We start from the raw sequence: 25296 nt of genomic DNA, 5'->3' as shown, positions 1-25296 counted from the left end.
CCTCCTGCCGGAGCGACGCGCATGAAGGCTTCCGACCTGTTCGTCCGGGCGCTCGAGAACGAAGGCGTCGAGTACGTCTTCGGCATCCCGGGCGAAGAAAACCTCGACCTCCTCGAATCGCTGCGCACCTCGTCGATTCGCCTCGTGTTGACGCGCCATGAACAGGCCGCGGGCTTCATGGCCGCGACCTACGGCCGCCTCACCGGCAAGGCCGGTGTCTGCCTGGCCACCCTCGGCCCGGGCGCGACCAACCTCGTCACCGCGGCCGCGTACGCCCAGCTCGGTGGCATGCCGATGGTCATGATCACGGGCCAGAAGCCGGTCAAGGTCTCCAAGCAAGGCCATTTCCAGATCGTCGACGTCGTCGACATGATGCAGCCGCTGGCCAAGTACACGCGCCAGATCGTCTCGGCCGACAACATCCCGGCACGCGTGCGCGAGGCGTTCCGCCGCGCCGAGGAGGAGCGCCCCGGCGCGACCCACCTCGAACTGCCCGAGGACATCGCGCGCGAGTCCAGCGACGCGATCGTGATCCCGCAGAGCTATTCGCGCCGCCCGGTCGCCGACGACAAGGCCGTGCACCGCGCGGTCGAGGCGATCCGCGGCGCGAAGCGCCCGCTGCTGATGATCGGCGCGGGCGCGAACCGCAAGACCAGCAGCCGCATGCTGCGCGCGTTCGTCGACCGCACCGGCATCCCGTTCTTCACGACTCAGATGGGCAAGGGCGTCATCGACGAGACCCACCCGCTGTGGCTCGGCAACGCCGCGCTGTCGGACGGTGACTTCGTGCACCGTGCTATCGAGCACGCCGACTGCATCATCAACGTCGGCCACGACGTGATCGAGAAGCCGCCGTTCTTCATGCGCCGCGGCCTGCGCACGGTCATCCACGTGAACTACCTCGCGGCCGAGGTCGACACGGTCTATTTCCCGCAGATCGAGGTGGTCGGCGACATCGCCAACACGATCTGGCGCTTCGCCGAGACCATCCAGGCGCAGCCGCAGTGGTCGTTCGAGTACTTCGACACCGTGCGCGAACACCTCTGCGAACACCTCGCGCGCAACGCCGACGACGCACGCTTCCCGATCCATCCCGTGCGCCTCGTCGCCGAGGTGCGCAAGGCGATGCCGGACGACGGCATCCTCTGCCTCGACAACGGCATGTACAAGCTGTGGTTCGCGCGCTACTACCGCTGCACGCAACCCAACACGCTGCTGCTCGACAACGCGCTCGCGACGATGGGCGCAGGGCTGCCGTCGGCGATCGCCGCGAAGATCGTCAAGCCTGCACGCAAGGTCGTCGCGGTCGCCGGCGACGGCGGCTTCATGATGAACTCGCAGGAACTCGAGACCGCGGTGCGCCTCGGCCTCGACCTCGTCGTGCTGCTGATCCGCGACGATGCCTACGGCATGATCAAGTGGAAGCAGGCCCACATGCGATTCGCCAACTTCGGCATGGACATGGGCAACCCCGACTTCATCGCCTATGCCGAGAGCTACGGTGCGCACGGACATCGCCCCGACTCGCCCGAGGCGTTCGCGGCGACGCTCGCGCACTGCCTCGACACGCCCGGCGTGCACCTGATCGACCTCGCGGTCGACTACTCGGACAACGACCGCGTGCTCAACCACGAGATCCAGGCGCTCAGCGCGGCGGTGCAGCCGCCGCCGTGAGTCGGCCTGCCCTCAGCCGGCGCGGCGCATGCTCGCCGCCCTAGCCCGTCCTCCGGAGCCCGTGATGCTCGAGTCCACCTATCCGTACTACCTCGCCAACGAGGCGAAGCGCCCGAACACCGACCTCGAGGTCACCGACAAGTACACGGGCGAGGTCGCCACGCGCGTCGCGCTCGCCGATGCGGCGGCGATCGATGCGGGCATCGCCGCGGCGGTCGAGGCGACCGCACCGATGCGCCGCTTCACGCCGTACCAGCGCCAGGCCGTGCTCGAGCATTGCGTCACGCGCTTCCGCGAACGCGCCGACGAGCTCGCGATGGCGCTGTGCATCGAAGCCGGCAAGCCGATCAAGGACTCGCGCGGCGAGGTCTCGCGGCTCATCGACACGTTCAAGATCGCGTCCGAGGAAGCCGTGCGCATCGATGGCGAGGTGATCAACCTCGAGATCTCCGCACGCGCGAAGGGCTATCGCGGTTTCACGCGGCGCGTGCCGATCGGGCCGTGCTCGTTCATCTCGCCGTTCAACTTCCCGCTCAACCTCGCCGCGCACAAGGTCGCGCCGGCCATCGCGGCGGGCTGCCCGTTCGTGCTCAAGCCGGCCAGCCGCACGCCGATCGGCGCGCTGATCATCGGCGAAGTACTCGCCGAGACCGATCTCCCGAAAGGCGCCTTCTCGATCCTGCCCGCGCACCGCGACGGCGCCGACCTGTTCACGACCGACGAGCGCTTCAAGCTGCTGTCGTTCACGGGCTCACCCGCGGTGGGCTGGGACCTCAAGGCCAAGGCCGGCAAGAAGAAGGTCGTGCTAGAGCTCGGCGGCAATGCGGCCGTCATCGTCGATGCCGACCAGCGACCGCATCTCGACGACGTCGTCGCGCGGCTGATCTTCGGCGCGTTCTACCAGTCCGGCCAGAGCTGCATCGGCGTGCAGCGCATCCTCGTCCACGACGAGGTCTACGACGAACTGCGCGAGCGCTTCGTCGCCGCGACGAGGACGCTCGTCGCCGGTGATCCGAAGGACGAGAACACCTTCGTCGGCCCGATGATCGACGAGAAGGAAGCCAAGCGCCTCGACGACTGGATCCAGGAAGCGGTCGCTGCGGGGGCGACACTGCTCTGCGGCGGCAAGCGCGACGGTGCGATGCTCGAGGCGACCGTGCTCGAAGGCGTCGCAGCCGACCAGAAGGTCGCCTGCCTCGAGGCGTTCGGTCCGGTCGCGCTGCTGCAGCGCGTGAAGGGTTTCGACGAAGCCCTCGAGGCCGTCAACGCGAGCGACTTCGGCCTGCAGGCCGGCGTGTTCACGAACGACCTGCACAAAGCGATGCGCGCCTGGGACGAGCTCGACGTCGGCGGCGTGCTCGTCAACGAAGTCTCGAGCTTCCGCGTCGACAACATGCCCTACGGCGGCGTCAAGGATTCGGGCCTCGGCCGCGAAGGCATCCGCTACGCGATCCAGGACATGACCGAGGAACGCCTGCTCGTGATCCGCGACCGGCCGGCCTGATCGCTCAATGCGTGCCGCGACGGGGCCACAGCGCCGCGGCGATCAGCGCAGCCGCGCCGCTCGCGCCCCACAGTGCGGCGACGCCCGCCCAGCCGTGCGCGAGCGCGCCGAGCGTCGCGCCCGCGACGAGTGCGGCCCAGTGCCACGCGTATGGCCACCATGCCCCACGGTCGCCGCCGGACAAGGCCTCGGCGATCGCCTGGCCGAGCTTCACGAGCGTGCCGGTCATGTAGGTGAGGCCGACAGGCAAGCCGCCCTCGCGCGCGAACGCGGCGTTGACCGCGCCCATCGCGAACGTCGCGACGAACGCTGCGAACCAGGGTTCGCGTCCGCTGCCGAGCAGCGCCGCGACGGCGAGCAGCGCGGCCACGAGCGCGACGACGATCGCGGGACGCGCGGAGCGGCGCGCGACGAGGAATCCCGCGGTCACGCCGGCGACGAAGGTCGCGATCAACGCGGACGCGACGAGTGCATCATGCGCTGCGCCGGCCAGCCCTGCGGCGAGCCGCGTCGAGTTGCCGCTCATGAACGACACGAAGAAGCCGCCGAGGCTCAGGAAGCCGACTGCGTCGACGTAACCGGCCAACGCCGCGATCGCGGCCGCTTCATGGCGCGTGCGGCGCGCAAGACGCTTCACGGCGCCCCGGCCGCGCGACGCACGGCCTCGATCGCGGGCACGACGTAGTCGTTGCGCGACAGCGGTTTGCCCGCCCGCCGCAGCGCATCGAACGAGTCGATCACGGCGAGCGCCTCGTCGCGGCGGCCGACGCGCAGCAGGCAGCGCGCCGTGGCGAGGCGCACATCGAACGCGCGGATGCCGAATGCGTCGCCGAGCGCGGCGTTGCGCGCGACGAGCCGTTCCACCGCGTCGCGGTCGCCGCCGGCGCAGGCTCGCGCGTCGCTGTACAACGCGGCGCGCGTGGAGAACTCGTCCTTGTCCTGCGCGTCGGCGATCGGTACCGCCGCCGCGGCATCCTCGGCCGCGCGCCTCAGGTCGCCTGCCTGGAACGCGAGATCGGCCGACTGCACGAGGCCGAGCGCGACGAACGGATGCTCGGCACCGAGTGCGGTGCGCATCGCGGCATTCGCGCGATCACGCCACACGCGCGCCTCGTCGAAGCGATGCCAGCGGAAGTACAGCAGCGCGAGGCCGGTCATCTTGAACGAGGTCTCGCGATGCTCGGCGCCGAAATGCTGCTGCATCTTCGCGACGACGTCTTCGAGCATCGGCCCGGCATCCTCGAAACGCCCCTGGTCGACGAGCACCTGGGCGAGCTCGCCGAGCGTCGAGGCGTACAGGCCCGTGTCGGCAAGGTCGCGCTCGCGCTGGAACGCGAGCGACTCGCGCAGGAAGCGCTCCGCGCCCGGCAGGTCGGTCTTCGGATAGGCACGCGGAATGCTCGCGAAGCCGAGCAGGTTCGCATAGAACTTCGGCTGCGCCTCGCGCACGGGCTTCGCGACGGCGATCGCACGGTCGATGAAGCCGATGCTCGCGTCCCATTGGCCGACGTGGTTGTGCACGATCGACTGCGCGCTGTAGAGCTCGGCGAGCACGAGCGGATCCGTGACGTGCTCGGCTTCGGCCTGCGCGGACGCCGTGGCGAGTTCGGCGACCGCTTCGTCGTACGTGCCGGTCAAGGTGAGGATCTCGCCGACCAGCGTGCGTGCGCGCAGGCGCGTGATGCGCTCGCCCGGCGTTCCAGCGGCACGCGACGCGACCTCGCGTACGATCGCGAGCGCCTCGTCGTAGCGGTCGATGCTCTTGAGGCTTCCCGCGACCGTCACGGCGAGTTCATCGCGGATGTCCGGCGTGAGCTGGTCGCTGTCGGCAACCGCGCGCGCGGCATGGCCGAGGAACGTGCCCAGCGTGGTCTCGCTGCCGACCCCGAGCGCCGGATCGGGGCTCGCGAGCAGGTCCTGCAGGAAGGCCAGCGAAGCCTCGGCACGGTTGCGCTGCGCCTCGGTGCGCTCGAGCTGGGCACTCAGCCGTGCCGCGTGATACCCCGCGAACGCGATGAGCGAGACCACGGCCGCGACGGCGAGGCCGACCGCGACGCGATGCCGCCGCACGAACGTGCCGAGGCGGTAGCCGAACGGCCGGCCCGCCGCGCGCACGGGCTCGCCGTGCAGCCAGCGCGCGAGGTCGTCGGCGAACTCGGCGACGGTCGCGTAGCGGTGTGCGACCTCGCGAGCGAGCGCCTTGTCGAGGATGCGCGCGAGGTCGCCGCGCACGCTGCGCTGGAACGCGCGCAGGCTCGTGCGGCGGGTCGCGAGCCGCTGCGCGACCGCGTCGCCCTGCCCATCCTTCGCGGCACGCGTGATCGCGACCGCCGGCGACGGCGGCGGCGTCCCGCCGACCACACGCGCGACCGTGTCGATGTCGCGCGCGCCGAAGTCGTGCGGCAACACGCCCGCGACGAGCTCGAACAGCACGACACCGAGTGCGTAGACATCGGCCTGGATGCCGACCTGGCCACGCGCGAGCTGCTCGGGCGCCGCGTACTCGGGCGTCATCGCGCGCGCGAGGCCGATCGTCGCGGGTGAGGCATCGTCGCCATCGTCGGCGAGCAGGCCGGCGACACCGAAATCGAGCAGGCGCACCGAGCCGCGCTCGTCGACAAGCATGTTGGCGGGCTTGAGGTCGCGATGCACGACGAGCCGCGCATGCGCGTGCTGCACCGCTGCGCAGGCCTCGATGAACAGCGTGACGCGTGCGCGCACGTCGAGCCGGTGCGCATCGCACCAACGCGTGATCGCCTCGCCGTGCACGAACTCGAGCGCGAACCACGGGCGCCCGTCCACGGCGACGCCGCCGTCGATGAAACGGGCCAGGTTCGGATGCGACAGCGCCGCGAGGATGCGCCGCTCGCGCAGGAAGCGCGCGCGCACCTCGTCGAAATCGAAGCCACGCCGCACGACCTTGATCGCGACGGTCTGCGAGAAGTCGGCGCCTTCGCGCTCGCCGAGGTAGACCACACCCATGCCGCCGCGACCGACACGCGCGACCACGCGGAACGGCCCGAGCATCGTGCCGACGAGTGGATCGACGCCCTCGTCGGCGGCAGGCTGCGAATCGATGTCCTCCGACTCGACCCGCTGCGCTTCGATCAGAAGGCTGCGTACTTCCGCGAGCAGCGCGGCATCTCCGGCGCACGCGTGCACGACGAACGCCTCACGTGCTTCGCTGTCGAGGTCGAGGGCGCCGCGCAGGATGCGCAAGGCGTCGAAACCGTGGGACACGCGCGACTCCAGCAGGCGGGAGTCCGCCGATGTACCACGCGGCCGCGTCTGCACGCGAGTATCGCCGCGACACGGCGCGATGCCGCGTGGCTGATCGGTGCGTTAACGCCAGGAGACCGCCCCGTGCAGGCTCGCGACACGTTCAGCCGCGGCGGACGACACTGAGGCCCCGATTTCGAGGAGTGACGACATGAAGAAGGGCATCATCCTGTGGCTCATGGGCGTGCCGCTCGGCGGCATCGTGCTGCTCAAGATCTTCGGTTTCATCTGACCGGCTCGACCGGTCGCGACGCGGTCGTCCACGCAGGACGATGCGCCGTCGACGCGAGCACGCAGACCGCGGAAGCAGCCCTGACACGTGGTGACCGCGGAAACGAAAAAGCCCCCGATGTCGGGGGCTTTTCGATACTGGCGGAGAGAGAGGGATTCGAACCCTCGATAGAGCTTTTGACCCTATACTCCCTTAGCAGGGGAGCCCCTTCGGCCTCTCGGGCATCTCTCCGGGATCTGGTCGGCAAGTGTTGACCGCTTGCCGGGCCGCGAACTGTAGCAGCATGGCTCCCCGCGTGGAAGCCGTCATCGCTCCCGCCCCCGATCCTCACTCCACGACGACGCCCGACGCCGTACCGAGATACGTGGTGACCGTCACGAGCGATACGAGGGTCGACACGAGGACGACGCGGGCCGTCAGCGCGGCCTCACGGCCGTGGTACGCCGCGACCATGAACGGGCCGGTGCCGGTCGGCAGTGCCGCGAGCAGCACGGCGCAATGGACCAGCATCGGCGGCAGCGCGAACACCTGCGTGGCGAGCAGCCACGCCAGCAGCGGATGGGCGACGAGTTTCGCCGACACTAGCGCGGCGACCGTGCCGGCCGGTGCGTCTCCCGGCGTGCGCCTCTCGGCCAGGAACAGGCCCAGTGCAACGAGTGCGCACGGCGATGCCGAGGCACCGAGCAGCTCGAGCACACGCACGACCGGTGACGGCAGCGTCCAACCCGACAGCATCACGAGCAGGCCCAGCGCCGGTGCGACGAGCAACGGGTTGCGGACCAGCGCACCGCCCACGCGCGCCGCGACATGGCGCGCGCCCTGCCCCGCGTTGACGCCGACTTCGACCAGCACCAGTGCAACCGCGAACAGGACGCAGACCGTCACGATCGTCGCGACGAGCGTGGCCGGCATCGCCACGGGTCCCAGCACGGCCGCGACGAGCGGGAAGCCGATGAAGCCGGTGTTCGCGTACGACGCATTGAGACCGTCGATCGAGGCATCGGCGAGAGGACGCGAAGCATGCCTGCGCACCAGTACGGTCACGGCGAAGACGGCACCGGCCGACAGCGTGCAGGTTGCCGCGAAGCCCGGTTGCCAAAGCTGCGCGGGATCGGCGCGCGCGACGATGTCGAACAGCAGCGCCGGCAGCGCGAGATGCACCACGTAGCCGTTGAGGCCACCGGTCGCGTGTCCGTCGAGGACACCGGTGCGCCGGACGAGCCAGCCCAGGCCGATCAGTGCGAACACGGGAAGGACAACGGCGACGACGGACGGCATGGCGATCCCGTGATGAAGGGCGCCGAGCGTACGGACGCGCATCGATGTGCTCCAATGCTTTTCCACGCCATGATCGATGCCGTTCCGGAATGGTCGACCTCCGCCAGATGCGCTGCTTCGTCGCGCTCGCCGACACCTTGCACTTCGGACGTGCCGCGCAGCGCCTGCACATGACGCAGCCGCCGTTGAGCCGACAGATCGCGGCGATCGAGAAGACGCTCGGGGTGCGGCTGGTGGAGCGCGATTCGCGGCATGTCGCGCTGACGGCGGCCGGGTTGCGCTTCGCCGACGACGCGCGGGCCGTGCTGACGGCAGCGGAACAGGCCGAACGCAACGCGCGTCTCGCGCACACGGGCGAACTCGGCGAGGTGCACGTCGGCTTCATGATGCACGCGGCGCACAGTTCGGTGCCGCCGATGACGCTGCGCTTCACGGCCGCGCATCCGGGCGTCGCGCTGCGCCTTCACGAGACGTTTCCCGCCGAACTGCCCGCGCGCATCCTCGATGGCCGCCTCGATGCCGGCATCGGTTTCCGCGTCGACGACACGCACGGACTGTGCAGCCGCGTGATCCACGAGGAGCCGCTGTGCGTCGCGCTGCCTTCCGCGCACGCGCTCTCGGCTCACGCGTCGCTGCGCGCCGGCCAGCTCGCCGGCGAGCCGCTCGTCGCGGTCGCCGAGGATGTCGCGCCGACCTTGCGGCGCACGATCCACGACCACCTGTTGCGCGCCGGCGTGGCGCCCGACATCCGCCTCGAGACGCACCTTCAGCAGAGCATCGTGAGCCTCGTCGCCGAAGGGCTCGGCATCGCCCTCGTACCGTCCTCGATGCGGCGGATCACGCTGCACGGTCTCGCGTACCGCGATCTCGAAGACGCTCCGACGATCGAGCAGGTCATCTACTGGCGACGCGACAACCTCAACCCGGCGCTGCCGCGCCTGCTCGCGAGCCTCGAGGCGATCGACGGCGAGACGTGAAGCACGTCGTCCCGATCCACCCGACCACGAATGCTGCTGGCCATTCTGGCGACGAACCATCGCGACCAGAAGCCGGGGCCAGGCTCATTTGCCCAGCGTGCGCGTGCGCTTCCGCGTGCCGGGGTCAGGTTCATTTGCCCGATGTGCGCTTCGAAGGTCAGCTGCGCATCAACTCAAATGAACCTGACCCCAGCTTGTGGCGTCGCGACAACGTCGGTACGGCCCTGCCGGGCCTGCCTGAGAGCCTCGAGGCGAGCGACGGCGAGGCGTGAAGCACGTCGTCGTTCTCCACCTGATCACGAATGCTGCTGGCCATTCTGGCGCGAACGATCGCGACCAGACGCCGGGGTCAGGTTCATTTGCCCGATGTGCGCTTCGAAAGTCAGCTGCGCATCAAGGCAAATGAACCTGACCCCCGCTTGTGGCGGCCCGCCGCCGGTGGGCAAAACGCAGAAAGCACGAGGCCCGCCGAAGCGGGCCCCGTCCTGGTGTTCGTGCTCGTGTGTCTTCGTCGACGGGAGCGGCATCGGCAGGCGATGCCTTCACGTCGCCATCATCGCGCCGACCCCCTGATCGGTGCCGGCATGAAGCGGCCGGCGCAGCGATGATTCGACCCTGGTGCCACCGCAGCGTGGCGACCGGTTTCCTTAGACCTGCTCGACCGGACCAGCCTCGTCCGGGTGCTGCTCGCGCTTGATGCGCTGGTAGATCTCCTCGCGGTGAACGGCGACATCCTTCGGGGCGTTGATACCGATACGCACCTGGTTGCCTTTCACGCCGAGGACGGTGACCGTCACTTCGTCACCGATCATCAGAGTCTCTCCGACTCGACGGGTCAAAATCAGCATTTCCTACTCTCCTTGACGCATGTGTTGTCGGTCCGGATTCGGGATCGTCCTGCTGCACATCCTGTGCGTACAGGGGACCTTCTCCTCCGGTAGTCGCTGCCAGCCTCCCTCGCTGGACTCGCGACGCATACCCCATAACCAACCGCTATGGCATGTCCGACACCGCATCACCCGCCCCCGCAGGCGACGCGGTACCTAACCATTCGATACTAAGACAGGCGTCCAAACGGCGCAAATGACGAACCGCACAGGGCTTTTCGTCGATGCACCGACGTTGTGCGAATGCAAGTGCCGGTCAGCCCAGACGGCCGCCGACCCACTCCGGCAGCGCCGCGAGCAGTCCGGCGAGTTCGGGCGTGTCGTTGCCGCCCCCCTGCGCCATGTCCGGCCTGCCGCCGCCCTTGCCACCGATCGCCGAGGCGACGTGCGCGACGACGTCACCGGCCTTGATGCGACCGAGCGCCGCACCGCCGACGCCACCGACGAGCGAGATCTTGCCGTCCGCACCCGCGGCGAGCAGCACGACGCAGTCGACGAGCTTCTGCTTGAGCGTGTCGACGCCGTCGCGCAGCGCCTTGGCATCGAGGCCGTCGACGCGTGCGGCGACCACCTTGATGCCGGCGACCTCGCGTGCGTGGTCGGCCAGGTCGGCCGTCGCCGCGCTCGCGGCGCGCGCCTTGAAGCCGTCGAGCTCGCGCTCGAGCTTCTTCTGGCGATCGAGCAGCTGGCGCAGCTTGTCGACCACGTCGCCGGCGCTCGCCGACAGCAGCTCGCCGATCGCGCCGAGGCGCGCTTCCTCGTCGACGACGTGCGCCATCGCGGCCGCACCGCTGACCGCCTCGATGCGCCGCACGCCCGAAGCGACGCCGCCTTCGGACAGGATCTTGAACAGGCCGATGTCGCCGGTGCGGCCGACGTGCGTGCCGCCGCAGAGTTCGGTCGAGAACGCGCCCATGCGCAGCACGCGCACCTCGTCGCCGTACTTCTCGCCGAACAGCGCCATCGCGCCCGATTCGATCGCGGCGTCGTAGGACATGTGGGCGACGTCGGCACTCGCATTGCCGCGGATCTCGGCGTTGACGAGATCCTCGATACGGCGCAGCTCCTCGCGCGTGACCGGCTGGAAATGCGCGAAGTCGAAGCGCAGGCGATCCGGCGCGACCAGCGAACCCTTCTGGGTCACGTGCTCGCCGAGCACGTGGCGCAGCGCGGCGTGCAGCAGGTGGGTCGCGGAGTGGTTGTGCACGATCGACGCGCGGCGCACGCCGTCGACGCGCGCATCGACGCTCGCGCCCGCGGCGAGCGGCACGCGGCCCTGCCAGCGGCCGACGTGGCCGTGGAAGGCACCGCCGAGCTTGATCGTGTCGGTGACGACGAAACGGCCGTCGGCGGTGACGAGTTCGCCGGTATCACCGACCTGGCCACCCGACTCCGCGTAGAACGGTGTGCGCGCGAGCAGCACGATGCCTTCCTCGCCGTCGGCGAGCGAATCGAGGCGGCGGCCGCCACGCACGATCGCGGCCACGCTTTCGCCGTCGGAGGCGAGCGCGTCGTAGCCGAGGAACGTGGTCGGCGCGAGCTGCGAGGCGACCTCGGCCGGCAGCTGGCCCTTGGATTCGAAGCTGCTCGCCGCACGCGCGCGTTCGCGCTGCTCGTCCATGGCCTTCTCGAAACCGGCCATGTCGACGGTGAGCCCGCGCTCGCGCGCGATGTCGGCCGTGAGGTCGACCGGGAAACCGTAGGTGTCGTAGAGGCGGAATGCGTCGACGCCCGGGATCGTATCGCCCGAACGTGCGGCGACCTCGGCGAACAGCTTCATGCCCTGCTCGAGCGTCTCGCCGAAGCGCTCTTCCTCGGCCTTGAGCGCGCGCTCGACGCGGTCGCGCTTCTCGGCGAGTTCCGGGTAGGCCTCGCCCATCTCGGCGACGAGCGGCTCGACCATCTTCCAGAAGAAATCACCGCGCACGCCGAGCATCCAGCCGTGCCGCAGCGCGCGGCGGATGATCCGGCGCAGCACGTAGCCGCGGCCTTCGTTGGACGGCAGCACGCCGTCGACGATCAGGAACGAGCACGCACGGATGTGGTCGGCGATGACGCGCAGCGACTTGTTCTCGAGGTCCGGCGTGGACGTCAGCGCCGAGGCGACCTTGATCAGGTGCTGGAACAGGTCGATCTCGTAGTTCGTGTGCACGTGCTGCAGCACGGCGGCGAGGCGCTCCATGCCCATGCCCGTGTCGACGCACGGCGCCGGCAGCGGCGTCAGCGTGCCGTCGGCGGCACGATCGAACTGCATGAAGACGAGGTTCCAGATCTCGATGAAGCGGTCGCCGTCCTCGTCGGGCGAGCCCGGCGGGCCACCGGCGATGTGGTCGCCGTGGTCGTAGAAGATCTCGGTGCACGGGCCGCACGGACCCGTGTCGGCCATTTGCCAGAAGTTGTCGGACGCATACGGCGCCCCCTTGTTGTCGCCGATGCGCACGATGCGCTCGGCCGGCACGCCGACCTGTTCGTTCCAGATCGCGTAGGCCTCGTCGTCGGTGTGGTAGACCGTGACGAGCAGGCGCTCCTTCGGCAGCTTCCAGACGTCGGTCAGCAGTTCCCACGCCCACAGGATCGCGTCGCGCTTGAAGTAGTCGCCGAACGACCAGTTGCCGAGCATCTCGAAGAACGTGTGGTGGCGCGCCGTGTAGCCGACCGAATCGAGGTCGTTGTGCTTGCCGCCCGCACGCAGGCAGCGCTGCACGTCGGCGACGCGTGCGGCCGGCGGCTTCTCGCTGCCGAGGAACATGTTCTTGAAGGGGACCATGCCCGAGTTCGTGAACAGCAGGGTCGGATCGCTGGCCGGGACGAGCGAGCTCGACGGCACGATCGCGTGGCCCTTGGAGCGGAAGAACGCGAGGAAGTCGGAACGGATGTCGGCGCTGGTTTTCATGGAATCTGGCTAGCCGGTGGAACTGCGGACACGCCGGATCTGCGTCCTCGGCGCCGCCTTCTCAATCGAAGGTGTCGCCCGGATCGCCGAATTCGGCGCGCGTAAGGGCGCCCACTGTGGCGGCATCGAAGCCCCGACGCAAGAGAAACGCCGCACGCTTCGCGCGCTCCTTGGGGTCGCTCGTGCCGCCACGGCCGTAGTGACGCTCGAGCTGACGCCGCGCGATCGCGGGCCAGTCCGCGTCGGTCTCGGCGAGTGCTTCGGCGATCGCCGCATCGGCGACACCGTGGGATTTGAGTTCGGCGGCGATGCGGCGCGGCCCGTAGCCGGCGCCGGCGCGCGTGCGCGCGAGCACGGCAGCGAAACGCGCATCGTCCTGGTAGCCCTTGTCGACGACGGTCTCGACCGCGGCCTCGACCTCCTCGCGCGCGTAGCCGCCACGCGCAAGCTTGGTCTTGAGCTCACGTCGCGACTGCTCACGCCGCGACAGCAGGTCGACGGCCTTGCCGAGGGCAGAGGGTACGGGTTTCGTGCGGCGCGCGCGCCGGGTGTCGTCTCTGTCCGTCATCGACAGACCTGTTGCATGCGCCACGTATGCAACGCGACGCCTGTACGCGTCGAACGCATCGACATGCGCGCGGATGCGCACGGCTGTGCGGGGAATACCCCACCACCGCGCCGCGCGGCCATCGAAGCCATCGAAGCCATCGAAGCCATCGAATGGTGCGTGCTGACGCTCAACGTCGCACGACCGCACAGGTCCGACGTGCCCTCCCGGAGCGGCGTTGCGCTCGAGCCCCTCTCCCTCCGGGAGAGGGGTTGGGGAGAGGGTGCGGAATCGTCATGACGCCCGATCATCGTCGCGATCCCGGACCCGCATCCGACCCTGCGGGTAACCCCGCATCGGGTACGGGGCAGCTCTTCTCCCGGAGGGAGAAGAGAAAGGAGCGTACGAAGCCATGACAAGTCTCACGGCGAAGGCCGCGCGGCGATGCGCGAGGTGATCTCGGCCTCGAGTCCGCCTGCGGACTGTCCGGCGCTTTCGAGCGCCGCACGGATCGCGGCCGCATCGCGTCCATCCGGACGCGAGGCTTCGGCGAGTGCCCACGTCAGCGCGGCACGGCGACCGCTCCGGCAGTACAGCACCACCGGCCCCTCGGTACGCGCGAGCACGGCGGCGAGACCAGCGACCTGGGCGGGCCCGATACGTCCCGCCACGGGTACGTTCGCGAACGCGACGCCTTGCGCACGCGCCGCGGCTTCGACGTCGGCTGCACTCGGCTGGCCGGCGTCTTCACCGTCTGGGCGCATCGCGACGATCGTGCGCACGCCTTGCGCGTGCAGCGTGGGGACATCGCCCGGCGCGACCTGCCCGGTGATCAGCACGCCGGGCACGAGCTCGCGCGGGGCTTTGGACGTCATGTCCACGGCCTCGCGTGCCGACGTCACGGCCGCGAGGCCGCACGCCAGCAGGATCGCGCCGAACCGCGCGATCCCACGCGTCGCTCGACGCGTGCCGGCGTGCATGGGCCAGTCAGGCCTCCTCGACCTCGACCGCCGGCAGCGGCGAGTTGCCGGACTTCACGAGCAGCTTCTCGCGCAGCGCCACGTCGATCTCGTTGGCGATCGCGGTGTGCTCCTTGAGGTAGTTGCGCACGTTGTCCTTGCCCTGGCCGATGCGGTCGCCCTTGTAGCTGTACCAGGCGCCCGACTTGTCGACGAGGTTGTGGGCGACGCCGAGCTCGATGAGCTCGCCTTCGCGCGAACTGCCCTCGCCATAGAGGATCTCGAACTCGGCCTGGCGGAACGGCGGCGCGACCTTGTTCTTGACGACCTTGACGCGCGTCTCCGAACCGATCACTTCCTCACCGCGCTTGACCGCGCCGATGCGGCGGATGTCCAGGCGCACCGAGGCGTAGAACTTGAGAGCGTTGCCGCCCGTGGTCGTCTCGGGGCTGCCGAACATCACGCCGATCTTCATGCGGATCTGGTTGATGAAGATGACGAGGCAGCCGGACTTCTTGATGTTGGCGGTGAGCTTGCGCAGCGCCTGGCTCATGAGGCGCGCCTGCAGGCCGACGTGCGAATCACCCATCTCGCCCTCGATTTCGGCCTTCGGCGTGAGCGCCGCGACCGAGTCGACGACGACCACGTCGACTGCATTCGAACGCACGAGCATGTCGCAGATCTCGAGCGCCTGCTCGCCCGTGTCGGGCTGCGAGACGAGCAGGTCCTCGACGTTGACGCCGAGCTTTTCAGCGTAGCTCGGGTCGAGCGCGTGCTCGGCATCGACGAACGCGGCGGTGCCGCCGGCCTTCTGGCAGGCCGCGATGACCTGCAGCGTCAGCGTGGTCTTGCCCGAGGATTCCGGACCGTAGATCTCCACGACGCGGCCGCGCGGCAGGCCGCCGACGCCGAGCGCGATGTCGAGGCCCAGCGAGCCGGTCGAGATGGTCTCGATGCCCTCATCGGTGCGGTCGCCCATGCGCATGACCGCGCCCTTGCCGAACTGCTTCTCGATCTGCGAAAGCGCGGAAGCGAGCGCGCGGCGCTTGTTGTCGTCCATCGGGTACCACCTCGTGGGAAAGTCGTGGGAGCAAGCGTGCCGCGTGCGGTTCTCACGGGCTGAGACGTCGCGGCAGGAACGTGATTATCCCACAGCGCCGACGCCCGGCCAGCGCCGGTCGGCGCGTCAGTTCGTAAGAATCCGCCGCACGCCCTCGAGCGCGCAGGCGACGGTCTGGCGGCGCACGGCCTCGCGGTCGCCGTCGAAATGGAACAGCTCGGCCTTGGCGTAGCCGCCACGCCGCTTCCAGCCGATCCATACCGTGCCGACCGGCTTGCCCGGGGTCGCGCCGCCGGGCCCGGCGATGCCGGTCACGGCCACGGCCACGCTGGCGCCGTAGCGCGCGAGCGCGCCCGAGACCATCTCGACGACGGTCTCCTGGCTCACCGCACCGGTGCGCTCGAGCGTCTGCGGCTGCACGCCGAGCAGGGCTTCCTTGGCCTCGTAGCTGTACGCGACGACGCCGCACTCGAACCAGCCCGAACTGCCGGCGATGTCGGTCAGCGCCTTGGCGATCCAGCCGCCCGTGCACGACTCGGCCGTCACGATGGTCATGCCGCGCGTGTTGAGCAGCGAGGCCACGGTCTGGGCGAGCTGCTGGAGATGCGGATCGTCGTGGGAACCGGTGTCGGACACGATGCAGCCGGACGCGGGATCGGACCCGGAACGGTAGCGGATCGCGCCGGAGGCGTCGAGCCTGCGAGCCCCCGAAGGGACGGGCGCGGCGCGCCTGGTCGGCCATCCGGACGTCCGCCTGAACGGATCATGGAACCATTTCGCAGATGTGACGCAGACCACAAAACGTTCACTTTTCGTGAGAAAATCCGAATCATTCGCATTCGCAGCGGCATTCTTCCGCCGCTCCACCGCCCCTTCCGGATCCATCTCCATGCGCCCGAACCTTACCCCTTCCCGCCTGCGTGCTCTCGCCGCCGCGATCGCCTTCGCCCTTCCCGTCGCCGCATCGGCGCAGGCGCATGACGACGACACCTCGCTCGAGACGGTCACCGTGACCGCGCCGATCGCCAAGGACAGCGGCGCGGCGACCAAGACCGACACGCCGATCCTCGAGATCCCGCAGTCGATCTCGGTCATCACCGACCAGCAGATGCGCGACCGCGGCATCCACGGCGTCGAGGAAGCCGTGTGGTACACGGCTGGCGCGCAAGGCGGCGGCTACGGTCCCGATTCGCGCAGCGACTGGCTGCTCGTGCGCGGCTTCACGCCGGCGCGCTACCTCGACGGCCTTTCGCTGGCCGACGGCTCGGGCACCGGCATCACGCGCATCGAACCGTACGGCCTCGAGCGCATCGAGGTGCTCAAGGGCCCGGCATCGATCAACTACGGCGCGATGCCGCCGGGCGGCCTCGTCAACTACGTGAGCAAGCGTCCGACCGAGACCGCGTTCGGCGAAGTCGAGCTGCAGGCCGGCAGCTTCGACCTGCGCCAGGCGCAGTTCGACATGGGCGGTCCGCTCACCGACGACGGCACCTGGCTGTACCGCCTGACCGGCCTCGCGCGCAACAGCGACGACCCGGTCGACTACATCCACGACGACCGCTACTACTTCGCGCCCGCGCTGACGTGGAAGCCCGACGAGTCCAACACGCTCACCCTGCTCGGTCGCTGGCAGAAGGCCGACACGGTCGCCGGCGCGGGCTTCCTGCCGGCCGAAGGCACGCTGCTGCCGAACCCGAATGGCCGCATTCCGACCGACCGCTTCACGGGCGAGCCCGGCGCGAACGGCTACGTCAAGACGATCGCGTCGCTCGGCTACGAGTACGAGCACGTGTTCTCCGACGCCGCCACTTTCCGCCAGAACCTGCGCTACGGCGACACCGAGATCGATCCGAGCACGCTGGTCGGCGCGTTCGGCCTGCTCGCCGACCAGCGCAGCCTGTTCCGCTACCTGTGGGCGACCGAGGAAGCGACGAAGACCTTCACGATCGACAACCACGCCGAGTTCACGTTCGGCGACCAGGTGCGCCATACCGTGCTCGCCGGTCTCGACTACCGCCGCCTGCGCACCGACTACGCGTCGGCGTTCGTGATGTTCAACGCCGACGGCTCGTACGCGGTCGCGCCGCTCGACCTCTTCGATCCGGTCTACGGCGCGCCGGTGGTGACGCCGGACTACCTCAGCAGCACGCGCCAGACCCAGGAGCAGACCGGCGTCTACGTGCAGGACCAGATCCGCGTCGACCGCTGGATCTTCAGCCTCGGTGGACGTCAGGACTGGGTGGACACCGATACGAAGGACCTGCTCGCCGGCGGCAGCACCGGCCAGAAGGACAAGAAGTTCTCGGGCCGCGCCGGCGTCAACTACGTGTTCGACAACGGCTTCGCACCGTACGTCGGCTACTCGCAGTCGTTCCAGCCGACCGTCGGCCGCGCGTTCGACGGCAGCACGTTCAAGCCGACCAAGGGCGACCAGATCGAGGCCGGCATCAAGTACCAGCCGGCCGGCGGCCGCCTGCTCGCGACACTGTCGGTGTACGAGATCACGCAGGAGAACACGCTCACGATCGATCCCGACCACACGCTGTACTCGGTGCAGCAGGGCGAGACCGAGGTGCGCGGCGTCGAGCTCGAGGGTCGCTGGAACATCGGCGACGGCTTCAGCCTGTACGGCGCCTATGCCTACATCGATTCCGAAGTCACCAAGACCAACGACGCCGGCGCGCTCGGCAAGCAGATCGCGCTGCAGCCGCGCAATTCGGCCTCGCTCGGCTTCGACCACACGTTCACGCAGGGCGCGCTGTCGGGCTTCGGCTTCGGCGCGGGCGTGCGCTACGTCGGCGACCACTACGGCGACATCTACAACGACTGGCGCACGCCGTCGTACACGCTCGTCGACGCGAGCCTGCACTACGACATCGAACAGTGGCGCGTGCAGCTCAACGCGAGCAACCTCACCGACAAGCGCTACCTCACGGCCTGCAACAGCGCCGCATGGTGCTACTACGGCTACCCGCGCACCGTGATGGCCAGCCTGCGCTACCAGTGGTGACGACGGCGCGATGACGATGACCGCCTCCCTCGCGGCCGTGCTCGCGATCGCCTCGGCGATCGCGCTGTACGGTGCCTCGCCGAACGGCCGCGTGCCGGCGCTGCGACGGCTTCGCGCATTCGGCACGTGGCCGGGCCTCGTGCTCGCCGCGGCCTCGCTCGCCGCGTGGATCGTCGTGCTCGGCGTCGGCGCGGGCCTGTGCGTGATGCTCGCCTGCTGGATGCCGATGCTCGTCGCGATGCCTTACCTCGCCTGGGCCTTGGTGCCGGCGACGCGCCACGCGCGGGACGAGGGCTGATGGCGAGTCGCGCCTTCGCCGCCGCGATCGCGGGCCTGCTCGCCGCGATCGCCATGACCGGTCTCGTGTCGTGGTTGCCGCCGGGGCCTTGGTCCGGCGCGATCGTGCCCGCGATCATCGCGTTCGTGCCGCTGTGGATCGGCTTCGCCGCGCTCGCGTTCGTGCCGCGCACGGCGGCGCGCGCGTGGATGCTGCTCGCCGGCATCGCCGGCATCGGCTTCGGTCTGCTCGCGGCGCTTCGCGCATCAGCGCTCGTGCAGTGAGGCGCGCATGAAGCTCTCGTCGACCACGCTGCGTACCTTCACGACCGTACACACCTGGACCGGCCTGATCGCCGGCTTCGCGCTGTTCGTCGCGTTCTACGCGGGCGCGATCACGGTGTTCCATCACGACCTGCCGCTGTGGCAGGCGCCACACGCGACCGCGCGGCCGATGCAGACGCTCGACGATGCGCAGCGCCTGCTCGACGGCGTGCTCGACAGGCACCCCGCCTCGCGCCAGTGGGTCGGCATGCTGTTTCCCGGCGACGAATCACCCGAGTCGGTCATCTACTGGCCCGAAGCCGACGGCACCTGGAAGTACGCCACGCTCGACGACCTCGACGGCGACAGCAAGCCGCCGCATGCCGGCCTCGCCGAACTCGTCAACGAACTGCACTACTCGCTCGGCATGCCCGTCGCGGGCATCTGGCTCATGGGCATCGTGAGCCTGCTCTACGGCCTCGCGCTCGTCTCGGGCACGGTGATCCACCTGCCCAAGCTCGCGAAGGACCTGTTCGCGCTGCGCCCTGGACGCAACCTCAAGCAGTTCTGGCAGGACGCGCACAACGTGGTCGGCGTGCTGAGCCTGCCGATGCACATCATGTTCGCGATCACGGGCGCGCTGCTGTGCCTGCTGCCGATCTTCATGCTCGCGCTCGATCCGCTGATCTACGAAGGCCGCCTCATGCAGGCGAGCCAGGCCGCGCTCGACACCGCGCCCGTGCGCGCGGCCGCCAACACGCCGGCGCCGCCGGGCTCGCTCGCGCTGTGGGCGCAGCGTGCGAGCGAGGTCGCGCACGAACGCGGGCTCGCCTCGTTCGAACCGGCCTACCTCAAGCTCGTCAACGCGGGCGACGCGAACGCGGTCGTCGAGATCACCGGCGCCGCGCCGCGTGCACTCGGCCCGCTCGGCGCGGTCGCGCTCGACGCCTCGACCGGCGCGCTGCTCGCCGACCAGCTGCCCGGCACGCGCGACGCCAACCACGCGACGCTGGCCTCGGCCTATGCGCTGCACTTCGGCGAATACGGCAACCACGCGGTGCCGTGGCTGTACTTCGTGCTCGGGGTCGGCGGTGCGTTCCTGTTCTACTCGGGCAACCTGCTATGGATCGAGTCGCGCCGTCGGCGGCGCCAGCTCGAGCAGACGCGCTCGAGCGTGAACATGGCGCGCGCGACCGTCGGCGTCTGCATCGGCCTGTGCGCGGCGATCTCGGCCGCGTTCGTCGCCGCACCGCTCGCCGAAGCGTTCGCGCCGACGCACGTCGACACGATCCTGCGCAGCGCGTGCTTCGCGACCTGGCTCGCCGCGATCGCATGGGCGGCGCTGCGTCGTCCCGCGCTCGCTGCGCGCGACCTGCTCGCCGCGACCGCCGTGCTCACGCTCGCGATCCCGCTCGTGCACGGCGCGTGCACGGGGCGCTGGTTCTGGATCAGTGCCGCCGAAGGCCGCATGGCCTTGTTCTGGATCGACGCGCTCGCGTTCGCGTTCGCGGGCGCTTTCGCCGGCCTCGCACGCGCCACGTCGCGTCGCGCTCGCGATGGCGATCCGCACAGCGTGTGGGCGCTTCCACAAACGCCTGACTGACCCCGAGACACCGACCTGCGACGCCCGGCCGCGCGGCCGCGGCTCGCTTCGGCCGTCCAATTGATTGATAATGATTCGCATTAGCAACACACAAAAGCGACACCCCGACACCGTTTCCCCTTCCCTTCGAGGATCCCGTTCCATGAATGCCATGCGTCACGCCGCGGTCGCGGCCCTTCCTTCCACGCCTGCGCGCCGTCCGCTCGCACGCGCGATCCACGTCGCCGTCGCCGCCGCGCTGTTCGGCGGCGCCGCGTTCGCCCACGCGCAGGATGCCGACACGACGAAGAAGGAAGTCGAGAACGAGCAGACGCTCGAGACCGTCGAGGTCACCGCGAACGCACTCGGCGAGATCACCGAGAACTCGGGCTCGTACACGCCCGGCGCGATCGCCACGGCCACGCGCCTCGTGCTCACGCCGCGCCAGACGCCGCAGTCGATCAGTGTGGTCACGCGCCAGACCATGGACGACTTCAACCTGACCTCGATCGACCAGGTGATGGCGCTCACGCCGGGCATCGCGATCGTCACCTACGACAGCGAGCGCACCGAGTACTACTCGCGCGGCTTCGCGATCCAGAACTTCCAGTACGACGGCATCCCGATGCGCCGCGACTCGGCCTACTCGGCCGGCAACACGCTCACCGACATGGCGCTGTACGACCGCATCGAGGTGCTCAAGGGCTCGACCGGCCTGCTCACGGGCAGCGGCGAACCCGGTGCGACGATCAACCTGATCCGCAAGAAGCCGACCCGCGACTTCGCGGGCAGCGCCACGCTCGGTGTCGGCAGCGACAGCGACTACCGCGGCTCGATCGACATCGGCGGCGCGCTCAACACGAGCGGCAGCGTGCGTGCACGCGCGGTCGCCGCGTACGAGGATGCCGAGACCAACCTCGACCGCTACAAGCGCGAGACGCAGGTGTTCTACGGCATCCTCGAGGCCGACCTGACCCCGCAGACGCTGCTCACGATCGGCGGCGACTTCCAGGACAGCATGCCGACCGCGTCGACCTGGGGCGGCATCCCGCTCCTCAATTCGGAAGGCCAGTTCAACGACCGTCCGCGTTCGTTCAACAACGGCGCCAACTGGAGCCACTGGGACCAGTACACGCGCACCGGCTTCGCCACGCTCGAGCACGCGTTCGACAACGGCTGGACCGCCAAGCTGCAGCTCAACCACCAGATCAACGGCTACGACGCCAACCTCGGCGCGGCCGCCTCGGGCTTCCCGAACCCGGCCGACGGCACCGGCGTGAGCATGTGGGCGGGCCAGTACATCGGCCGCACGATCAGCAACGCCGCCGACGCCTACGCGAGCGGCCCGTTCTCGCTGGCCGGCCGCGAGCACGAGCTCGTCGTCGGTGCGGGCGCGTCACGTCGCGTGTGGCGCAATTCGGGCTGGTGGAACGACCCGACCTACGACTTCAACGTCACCGACTACTACCACTGGAACGGCGACGTGCCGCGTCCGGCCTGGGGCGCCAATCCGGACTACACCAATCACGAGACCACGCGCGAGGAAGGCCTCTACACGGCCGTGCGCTGGAACCTGCACGACACCACCAAGCTCATCACCGGTGGCCGTCTCTCCAACTACCGCAACAAGGAGCAGGACCTCGACGCCTCCGGCGAGTTCGTGCCCTACGTCGGCCTCGTGCAGGACCTCGGCAAGCACTACTCGGCCTATGCGAGCTACACGAGCATCTTCAGCCCGCAGTCGCTGCAGGACGAGCAAGGCCGCACGCTCGCGCCGGTGGAAGGCAACAACATGGAACTCGGCATCAAGGCCGAGTTCCTCGACGGCCGCTTCAACGCGTCGGCGGCGGTGTTCCGCCTCGAGCAGGACAACTTCGGCATCGAGAGCGGCGGCCTCACGCCGACCGGCGGCATCGCCTACCGCGCCGCCAAGGGCGTGGAGACCGAAGGCTTCGAGATCGAGGCCTCGGGCCGCATCCTGCCGGGCTGGCAGGTGCAGGCGGGCTATTCGCATCACCTCTCGCGCCAGCAGGGCGCGCGCGTGACCACGCTGACGCCGTCCAACAGCTTTACGTTCTACACGAGCTACTCGCCGCAGCAGACCCTCAAGGGCCTGACCTTCGGCGGCGGCGCGCGCTGGCAGGACGAGACCTGGGGCGACATCTCCACGCCGGGCGGCGACAGCGTCAAGCACACGGTCGATGGCTACTGGGTGCTCGACGCGATGGCACGCTACCGCTTCAACGACAACCTGTCGGCGTCGGTCAACGTCAACAACCTGCTCGACAAGAAGTACTACACGATCTTCAGCTGGTACAGCACCTACACCTGGGGCGCGCCGCGCAGCGTCGACCTCAACGTGACGTACCGCTTCTGATCGCCGGCCGCGGCGCGCGAGGGCGCGCGCCGCGGCTCCACGAACACCGCAATGCCAGGAGTCCGTCGCCGATGACTGCCAGGACCGCCACCGATTCGCGTCTCCCGCTGCTTGTCCGCATCGCCGCCGCTGTGTTCGGCGGGTATGCGTTCGCGTGGGGCCTCATCGCGCTCGCGATCCCGTCGCTGTACGGCGCGGGCATGGCCTTCCACGATGCCGAGCACCTCGCCAGCATCGTCGCGTTCCTCGTCTACCTCACCGCGTTCTGCTGGGCGTTCGTCGCGCGCAGCCTCGCGCGCGTGTGGATCGTGCTGGCCGGCGGCGGTGCCGCGATGGCCGCGGCGGGAACCTTCGCGCAGCACCTCATCCTGCGCTGACCGGAGACGCAACCCCATGTTCCAGAACATGCGCCTCGCGATGGCGTGGCTCCACACGTGGTTCGGCCTCGTGCTCGGCTTCGTGCTCATCGTCGTGTTCTTCTTCGGCTCGCTGTCGGTGTTCGATCGCGAGATCGACCGCTGGGCGATCCCGGCCTCGCGCTTCGAGCCGCAGCCGATGCCGTCGTTCGACCGCATCCTGCGTCCGGTCTTCGAGGCGATGCAGCCGACACCCGCGGCGATCGACGAGATGCGCCCGCGCGTCGACGGGCCGATGCCCGAGCGTTTCGACACGCCGGTGCGCTGGGGCGCGTACACCACGCATCGCGATCCCGTGCTCGGCGTGTTCGCGGGCTACGAGGTGCCCGGCGCGAAGGATCCCGAGGAATCGATCTGGGCCTACGCGACGATCGATCCACGCGATGGCGCGACGCTGCCCGACGACCACCTCAAGATCGGCAGCCAGTTCTTCTACCCGTTGCACTACAGCCTCACGCTGTACTGGAACAGCCTCGGCTACTGGATCGTCGGCTTCGCCGCGCTGATGATGCTCGTCGCGCTGGTCAGCGGCGTGATCATGCACCGCAAGATCTTCCGCGAGTTCTTCACGTTCCGCCCGGCCAAGAGCCGTCAGCGCAGCACGCTCGACCTGCACAACATGACCGGCGTGGTCGCGCTGCCGTTCCACTTCTTCTTCGCGTTCACGGGCCTCGTGATCTTCGCGGGCATCTATTTCCCGGTCACGCACACGCAGCTGAATGCGCTGCACGAGCACCACGAGCATATCGAGGCCGAAGAGACCGGCCTGCCGCACGATCGCTCGCCCGAAAGCGCCACGCTCGCCTCGGTCGACGCGATGGTCGCCGAGGCACAGCGCCGCTGGGCAGCCAGGGACATGGCCGGCGACGTCGGCTTCCTCGCCGTGCAGCACGTCGGCGCGGCGAACGCCTACGTGAGCCTCTACCGCGCCGGCACCGACCGCATCGCGCTGACCGGCGAAGGCATCCACTTCAAGGCGGCGACCGGCGAGGTGCTGCGCGAGGATCCGCCGACCACCGCGGTCGGCAGCGTCAACGAGTTCCTGACCGGCCTGCACCTGCAGCACTTCCGCCACTGGCTGCTGCGCTGGCTCTACGTGCTCGGTGGCCTGACCGGCTGCGTGTGCATCGTCACGGGCTTCCTTTTCTTCGTCGAGAAGCGCAAGCGCCAGCACGCCAAGCAAGGCCTGCAGGGTACACGCGTCGTCGATGCGCTCGCGGTGACCACGGTCACCGGCATGATCGTCGCGGCCTGCGGCATGCTCGTCGCGAACCGCCTGCTGCCCGAGGCACTGCCACAGGGCTGGCCGGGCCGCGGCGACCTCGAGCGCTACCTGTTCTGGGCCGCCTGGGCGCTCGCGATGCTGCACGCGTTCGTGCGCAGCGCGCCGGTCGCGCGCGGCCTCTCGAACCCCGCATGGCGCGAGCAGTGCTTCGCGATCGCCGCGCTCGCGGTGTCCGCGGTCGTGCTCAACGCAGTCACCACGGGCGACCACCTTCTGCACACGCTGTCGCGCGCGTACTGGCCCGTCGCCGGCCTCGACCTCGCCCTGCTCGCGACGGCCACGCTCGCCCTCGTCGCGGCCCGCCGCCTCGGCCGCACCGGCGATGCCGTCGATCCGCGTGCCGCACGCGCGGAGGCCGCCCATGCTTGATCCGCTGCTGCTCGCCGGCGCACTCGCATGCGCGATCGCCGGCATGGGCTGGCTCACCCTCGCAATGGAAGCGCACTGGCCGCAGGTGTTCGGTGCGCGTGGCCCCGTGCCGCGCACCGCCAACGTTCTGCGCTCGCTCGGTGCGGGTGCGATAGTGGCCTCGCTCGCGCTCTGCCTCGCCGTCGACCACGCGACGATGGCGGTGCTCGTCTGGATCATGGCGCTCGCGGGAGCGGCGCTAATGATCGCGTTCACGCTCGCGCACAAGGCGCAGTGGCTCAGGCTGCTGGTGCCGCGGCGCGCGGTATCGCGGACCGACTGACCCGAGGCACCCGCGCGTCGGCGCCCCTGCGGCCGATGCGCCCGCGTGGAGATCAGGACAGGCACCTGTGCAGGATCAACTGCGGAGTCGTGCCGCCGCGTTATC

21 protein-coding genes and 1 tRNA gene are annotated in these 25296 nt (G+C 69.4%); 12 read left to right on the top strand and 10 right to left on the bottom strand.

The window, feature by feature from the left end; all coding sequences use genetic code 11:
- Positions 1-21: 21 nt before the first annotated feature.
- Entirely contained in the window at positions 22-1674 is a 1653-nt protein-coding gene (locus ACQQ2N_RS15300) for an acetolactate synthase large subunit (RefSeq protein ID WP_440222439.1), read from the top strand.
- Positions 1675-1738: 64 nt separating this feature from the next.
- The gene (locus tag ACQQ2N_RS15295; RefSeq protein WP_440222438.1) at positions 1739-3178 is read left to right on the top strand and encodes an aldehyde dehydrogenase family protein; all 1440 of its coding nucleotides are present in this window, start codon (positions 1739-1741) and stop codon (positions 3176-3178) included.
- A gap of 4 nt (positions 3179-3182) precedes the next feature.
- Here the strand turns inward: ACQQ2N_RS15295 and ACQQ2N_RS15290 are convergent, their stop codons facing one another.
- The 4 genes from ACQQ2N_RS15290 to ACQQ2N_RS15275 form a co-directional block, all read right to left on the bottom strand.
- Positions 3183-3815, bottom strand: coding sequence for a YoaK family protein (locus ACQQ2N_RS15290; RefSeq protein WP_440222437.1), 633 nt, complete (start codon positions 3813-3815; stop codon positions 3183-3185).
- On the bottom strand, positions 3812-6418 hold the full coding sequence (locus ACQQ2N_RS15285) for a protein kinase domain-containing protein (protein WP_440222436.1): 2607 nt from the start codon (positions 6416-6418) through the stop codon (positions 3812-3814). The genes ACQQ2N_RS15290 and ACQQ2N_RS15285 overlap by 4 nt, the downstream gene beginning before the upstream one ends.
- A gap of 409 nt (positions 6419-6827) precedes the next feature.
- Positions 6828-6920, bottom strand: a tRNA-Ser gene (locus ACQQ2N_RS15280).
- A 96-nt stretch (positions 6921-7016) separates the two neighbouring features.
- Entirely contained in the window at positions 7017-7967 is a 951-nt protein-coding gene (locus tag ACQQ2N_RS15275; protein WP_440222435.1) for an AEC family transporter, read from the bottom strand.
- An 89-nt stretch (positions 7968-8056) separates the two neighbouring features.
- Between ACQQ2N_RS15275 and ACQQ2N_RS15270 the strand changes: the two genes are divergently transcribed.
- Both ACQQ2N_RS15270 and ACQQ2N_RS15265 read left to right on the top strand, forming a co-directional pair.
- Positions 8057-8944, top strand: a complete 888-nt coding sequence (locus tag ACQQ2N_RS15270) for a LysR substrate-binding domain-containing protein (RefSeq protein ID WP_440222434.1) — start codon at positions 8057-8059, stop codon at positions 8942-8944.
- A gap of 302 nt (positions 8945-9246) precedes the next feature.
- Positions 9247-9552, top strand: coding sequence for a hypothetical protein (locus tag ACQQ2N_RS15265; RefSeq protein ID WP_440222433.1), 306 nt, complete (start codon positions 9247-9249; stop codon positions 9550-9552).
- Between the two features lie 39 nt (positions 9553-9591).
- On the opposite strand, the gene csrA is transcribed toward ACQQ2N_RS15265, so the two are convergent.
- The 6 genes from csrA to ACQQ2N_RS15235 form a co-directional block, all read right to left on the bottom strand.
- Complete coding sequence (csrA, locus tag ACQQ2N_RS15260; protein WP_440222432.1) at positions 9592-9792, bottom strand: carbon storage regulator CsrA; 201 nt, start codon at positions 9790-9792, stop codon at positions 9592-9594.
- Between the two features lie 295 nt (positions 9793-10087).
- Positions 10088-12724, bottom strand: coding sequence for an alanine--tRNA ligase (gene alaS / locus ACQQ2N_RS15255; protein ID WP_440222431.1), 2637 nt, complete (start codon positions 12722-12724; stop codon positions 10088-10090).
- 61 nt (positions 12725-12785) lie between these two features.
- Positions 12786-13292: a regulatory protein RecX gene (locus ACQQ2N_RS15250; RefSeq protein ID WP_440222430.1), complete on the bottom strand. Its 507-nt coding sequence runs from the start codon at positions 13290-13292 to the stop codon at positions 12786-12788.
- A 401-nt stretch (positions 13293-13693) separates the two neighbouring features.
- A complete protein-coding gene (locus ACQQ2N_RS15245; protein WP_440222429.1) occupies positions 13694-14146 on the bottom strand; it encodes a TIGR01244 family sulfur transferase in 453 nt (150 codons plus the stop codon).
- Positions 14147-14258: 112 nt separating this feature from the next.
- A complete protein-coding gene (gene recA / locus ACQQ2N_RS15240; RefSeq protein ID WP_440222428.1) occupies positions 14259-15290 on the bottom strand; it encodes a recombinase RecA in 1032 nt (343 codons plus the stop codon).
- A gap of 126 nt (positions 15291-15416) precedes the next feature.
- Positions 15417-15926 (bottom strand): CinA family protein, encoded by a 510-nt coding sequence (locus tag ACQQ2N_RS15235; RefSeq protein WP_440222427.1) that lies wholly within the window; start codon positions 15924-15926, stop codon positions 15417-15419.
- Positions 15927-16179: 253 nt separating this feature from the next.
- Between ACQQ2N_RS15235 and ACQQ2N_RS15230 the strand changes: the two genes are divergently transcribed.
- The 8 genes from ACQQ2N_RS15230 (at position 16180) to ACQQ2N_RS15195 (ending at position 25191) form a co-directional block, all read left to right on the top strand.
- Positions 16180-18300, top strand: a complete 2121-nt coding sequence (locus ACQQ2N_RS15230) for a TonB-dependent siderophore receptor (protein WP_440222426.1) — start codon at positions 16180-16182, stop codon at positions 18298-18300.
- 16 nt (positions 18301-18316) lie between these two features.
- The gene (locus ACQQ2N_RS15225; RefSeq protein ID WP_440222425.1) at positions 18317-18598 is read left to right on the top strand and encodes a hypothetical protein; all 282 of its coding nucleotides are present in this window, start codon (positions 18317-18319) and stop codon (positions 18596-18598) included.
- Entirely contained in the window at positions 18598-18861 is a 264-nt protein-coding gene (locus ACQQ2N_RS15220; protein WP_440222424.1) for a hypothetical protein, read from the top strand. Before ACQQ2N_RS15225 ends, ACQQ2N_RS15220 begins: the two co-directional genes overlap by 1 nt.
- 7 nt (positions 18862-18868) lie before the next feature.
- A complete protein-coding gene (locus ACQQ2N_RS15215) occupies positions 18869-20443 on the top strand; it encodes a PepSY-associated TM helix domain-containing protein (protein WP_440222423.1) in 1575 nt (524 codons plus the stop codon).
- A gap of 151 nt (positions 20444-20594) precedes the next feature.
- Positions 20595-22799, top strand: a complete 2205-nt coding sequence (locus ACQQ2N_RS15210) for a TonB-dependent siderophore receptor (protein ID WP_440225777.1) — start codon at positions 20595-20597, stop codon at positions 22797-22799.
- Between the two features lie 71 nt (positions 22800-22870).
- The gene (locus ACQQ2N_RS15205; RefSeq protein WP_440222422.1) at positions 22871-23176 is read left to right on the top strand and encodes an iron uptake protein; all 306 of its coding nucleotides are present in this window, start codon (positions 22871-22873) and stop codon (positions 23174-23176) included.
- 16 nt (positions 23177-23192) lie between these two features.
- Positions 23193-24869, top strand: a complete 1677-nt coding sequence (locus tag ACQQ2N_RS15200; protein ID WP_440222421.1) for a PepSY-associated TM helix domain-containing protein — start codon at positions 23193-23195, stop codon at positions 24867-24869.
- Complete coding sequence (locus ACQQ2N_RS15195) at positions 24862-25191, top strand: DUF3325 domain-containing protein (RefSeq protein ID WP_440222420.1); 330 nt, start codon at positions 24862-24864, stop codon at positions 25189-25191. Before ACQQ2N_RS15200 ends, ACQQ2N_RS15195 begins: the two co-directional genes overlap by 8 nt.
- Positions 25192-25296 lie beyond the last annotated feature (105 nt).

The organism is Dokdonella aquatica (assembly GCF_051987395.1).
Lineage (GTDB): Bacteria > Pseudomonadota > Gammaproteobacteria > Xanthomonadales > Rhodanobacteraceae > Dokdonella.
The sequence above is the reverse complement of the archived record's forward strand: the minus strand, read 5'-3'. Positions and strand labels throughout refer to the sequence as shown.

Bases quoted from the DNA above. Each gene is read 5' to 3' on its own strand.
- ACQQ2N_RS15300 (WP_440222439.1), top strand. From the start codon at position 22: ATGAAGGCTTCCGACCTGTTCGTCCGGGCGCTCGAGAACGAAGGCGTC.
- ACQQ2N_RS15295 (WP_440222438.1), top strand. From the start codon at position 1,739: ATGCTCGAGTCCACCTATCCGTACTACCTCGCCAACGAGGCGAAGCGC.
- ACQQ2N_RS15275 (WP_440222435.1), bottom strand. From the start codon at position 7,967: ATGCCGTCCGTCGTCGCCGTTGTCCTTCCCGTGTTCGCACTGATCGGC.
- ACQQ2N_RS15270 (WP_440222434.1), top strand. From the start codon at position 8,057: ATGGTCGACCTCCGCCAGATGCGCTGCTTCGTCGCGCTCGCCGACACC.
- ACQQ2N_RS15265 (WP_440222433.1), top strand. From the start codon at position 9,247: ATGCTGCTGGCCATTCTGGCGCGAACGATCGCGACCAGACGCCGGGGT.
- csrA (WP_440222432.1), bottom strand. From the start codon at position 9,792: ATGCTGATTTTGACCCGTCGAGTCGGAGAGACTCTGATGATCGGTGAC.
- alaS (WP_440222431.1), bottom strand. From the start codon at position 12,724: ATGAAAACCAGCGCCGACATCCGTTCCGACTTCCTCGCGTTCTTCCGC.
- ACQQ2N_RS15250 (WP_440222430.1), bottom strand. From the start codon at position 13,292: ATGACGGACAGAGACGACACCCGGCGCGCGCGCCGCACGAAACCCGTA.
- ACQQ2N_RS15245 (WP_440222429.1), bottom strand. From the start codon at position 14,146: ATGACGTCCAAAGCCCCGCGCGAGCTCGTGCCCGGCGTGCTGATCACC.
- recA (WP_440222428.1), bottom strand. From the start codon at position 15,290: ATGGACGACAACAAGCGCCGCGCGCTCGCTTCCGCGCTTTCGCAGATC.
- ACQQ2N_RS15230 (WP_440222426.1), top strand. From the start codon at position 16,180: ATGCGCCCGAACCTTACCCCTTCCCGCCTGCGTGCTCTCGCCGCCGCG.
- ACQQ2N_RS15225 (WP_440222425.1), top strand. From the start codon at position 18,317: ATGACCGCCTCCCTCGCGGCCGTGCTCGCGATCGCCTCGGCGATCGCG.
- ACQQ2N_RS15220 (WP_440222424.1), top strand. From the start codon at position 18,598: ATGGCGAGTCGCGCCTTCGCCGCCGCGATCGCGGGCCTGCTCGCCGCG.
- ACQQ2N_RS15215 (WP_440222423.1), top strand. From the start codon at position 18,869: ATGAAGCTCTCGTCGACCACGCTGCGTACCTTCACGACCGTACACACC.
- ACQQ2N_RS15210 (WP_440225777.1), top strand. From the start codon at position 20,595: ATGCGTCACGCCGCGGTCGCGGCCCTTCCTTCCACGCCTGCGCGCCGT.
- ACQQ2N_RS15205 (WP_440222422.1), top strand. From the start codon at position 22,871: ATGACTGCCAGGACCGCCACCGATTCGCGTCTCCCGCTGCTTGTCCGC.
- ACQQ2N_RS15200 (WP_440222421.1), top strand. From the start codon at position 23,193: ATGTTCCAGAACATGCGCCTCGCGATGGCGTGGCTCCACACGTGGTTC.
- ACQQ2N_RS15195 (WP_440222420.1), top strand. From the start codon at position 24,862: ATGCTTGATCCGCTGCTGCTCGCCGGCGCACTCGCATGCGCGATCGCC.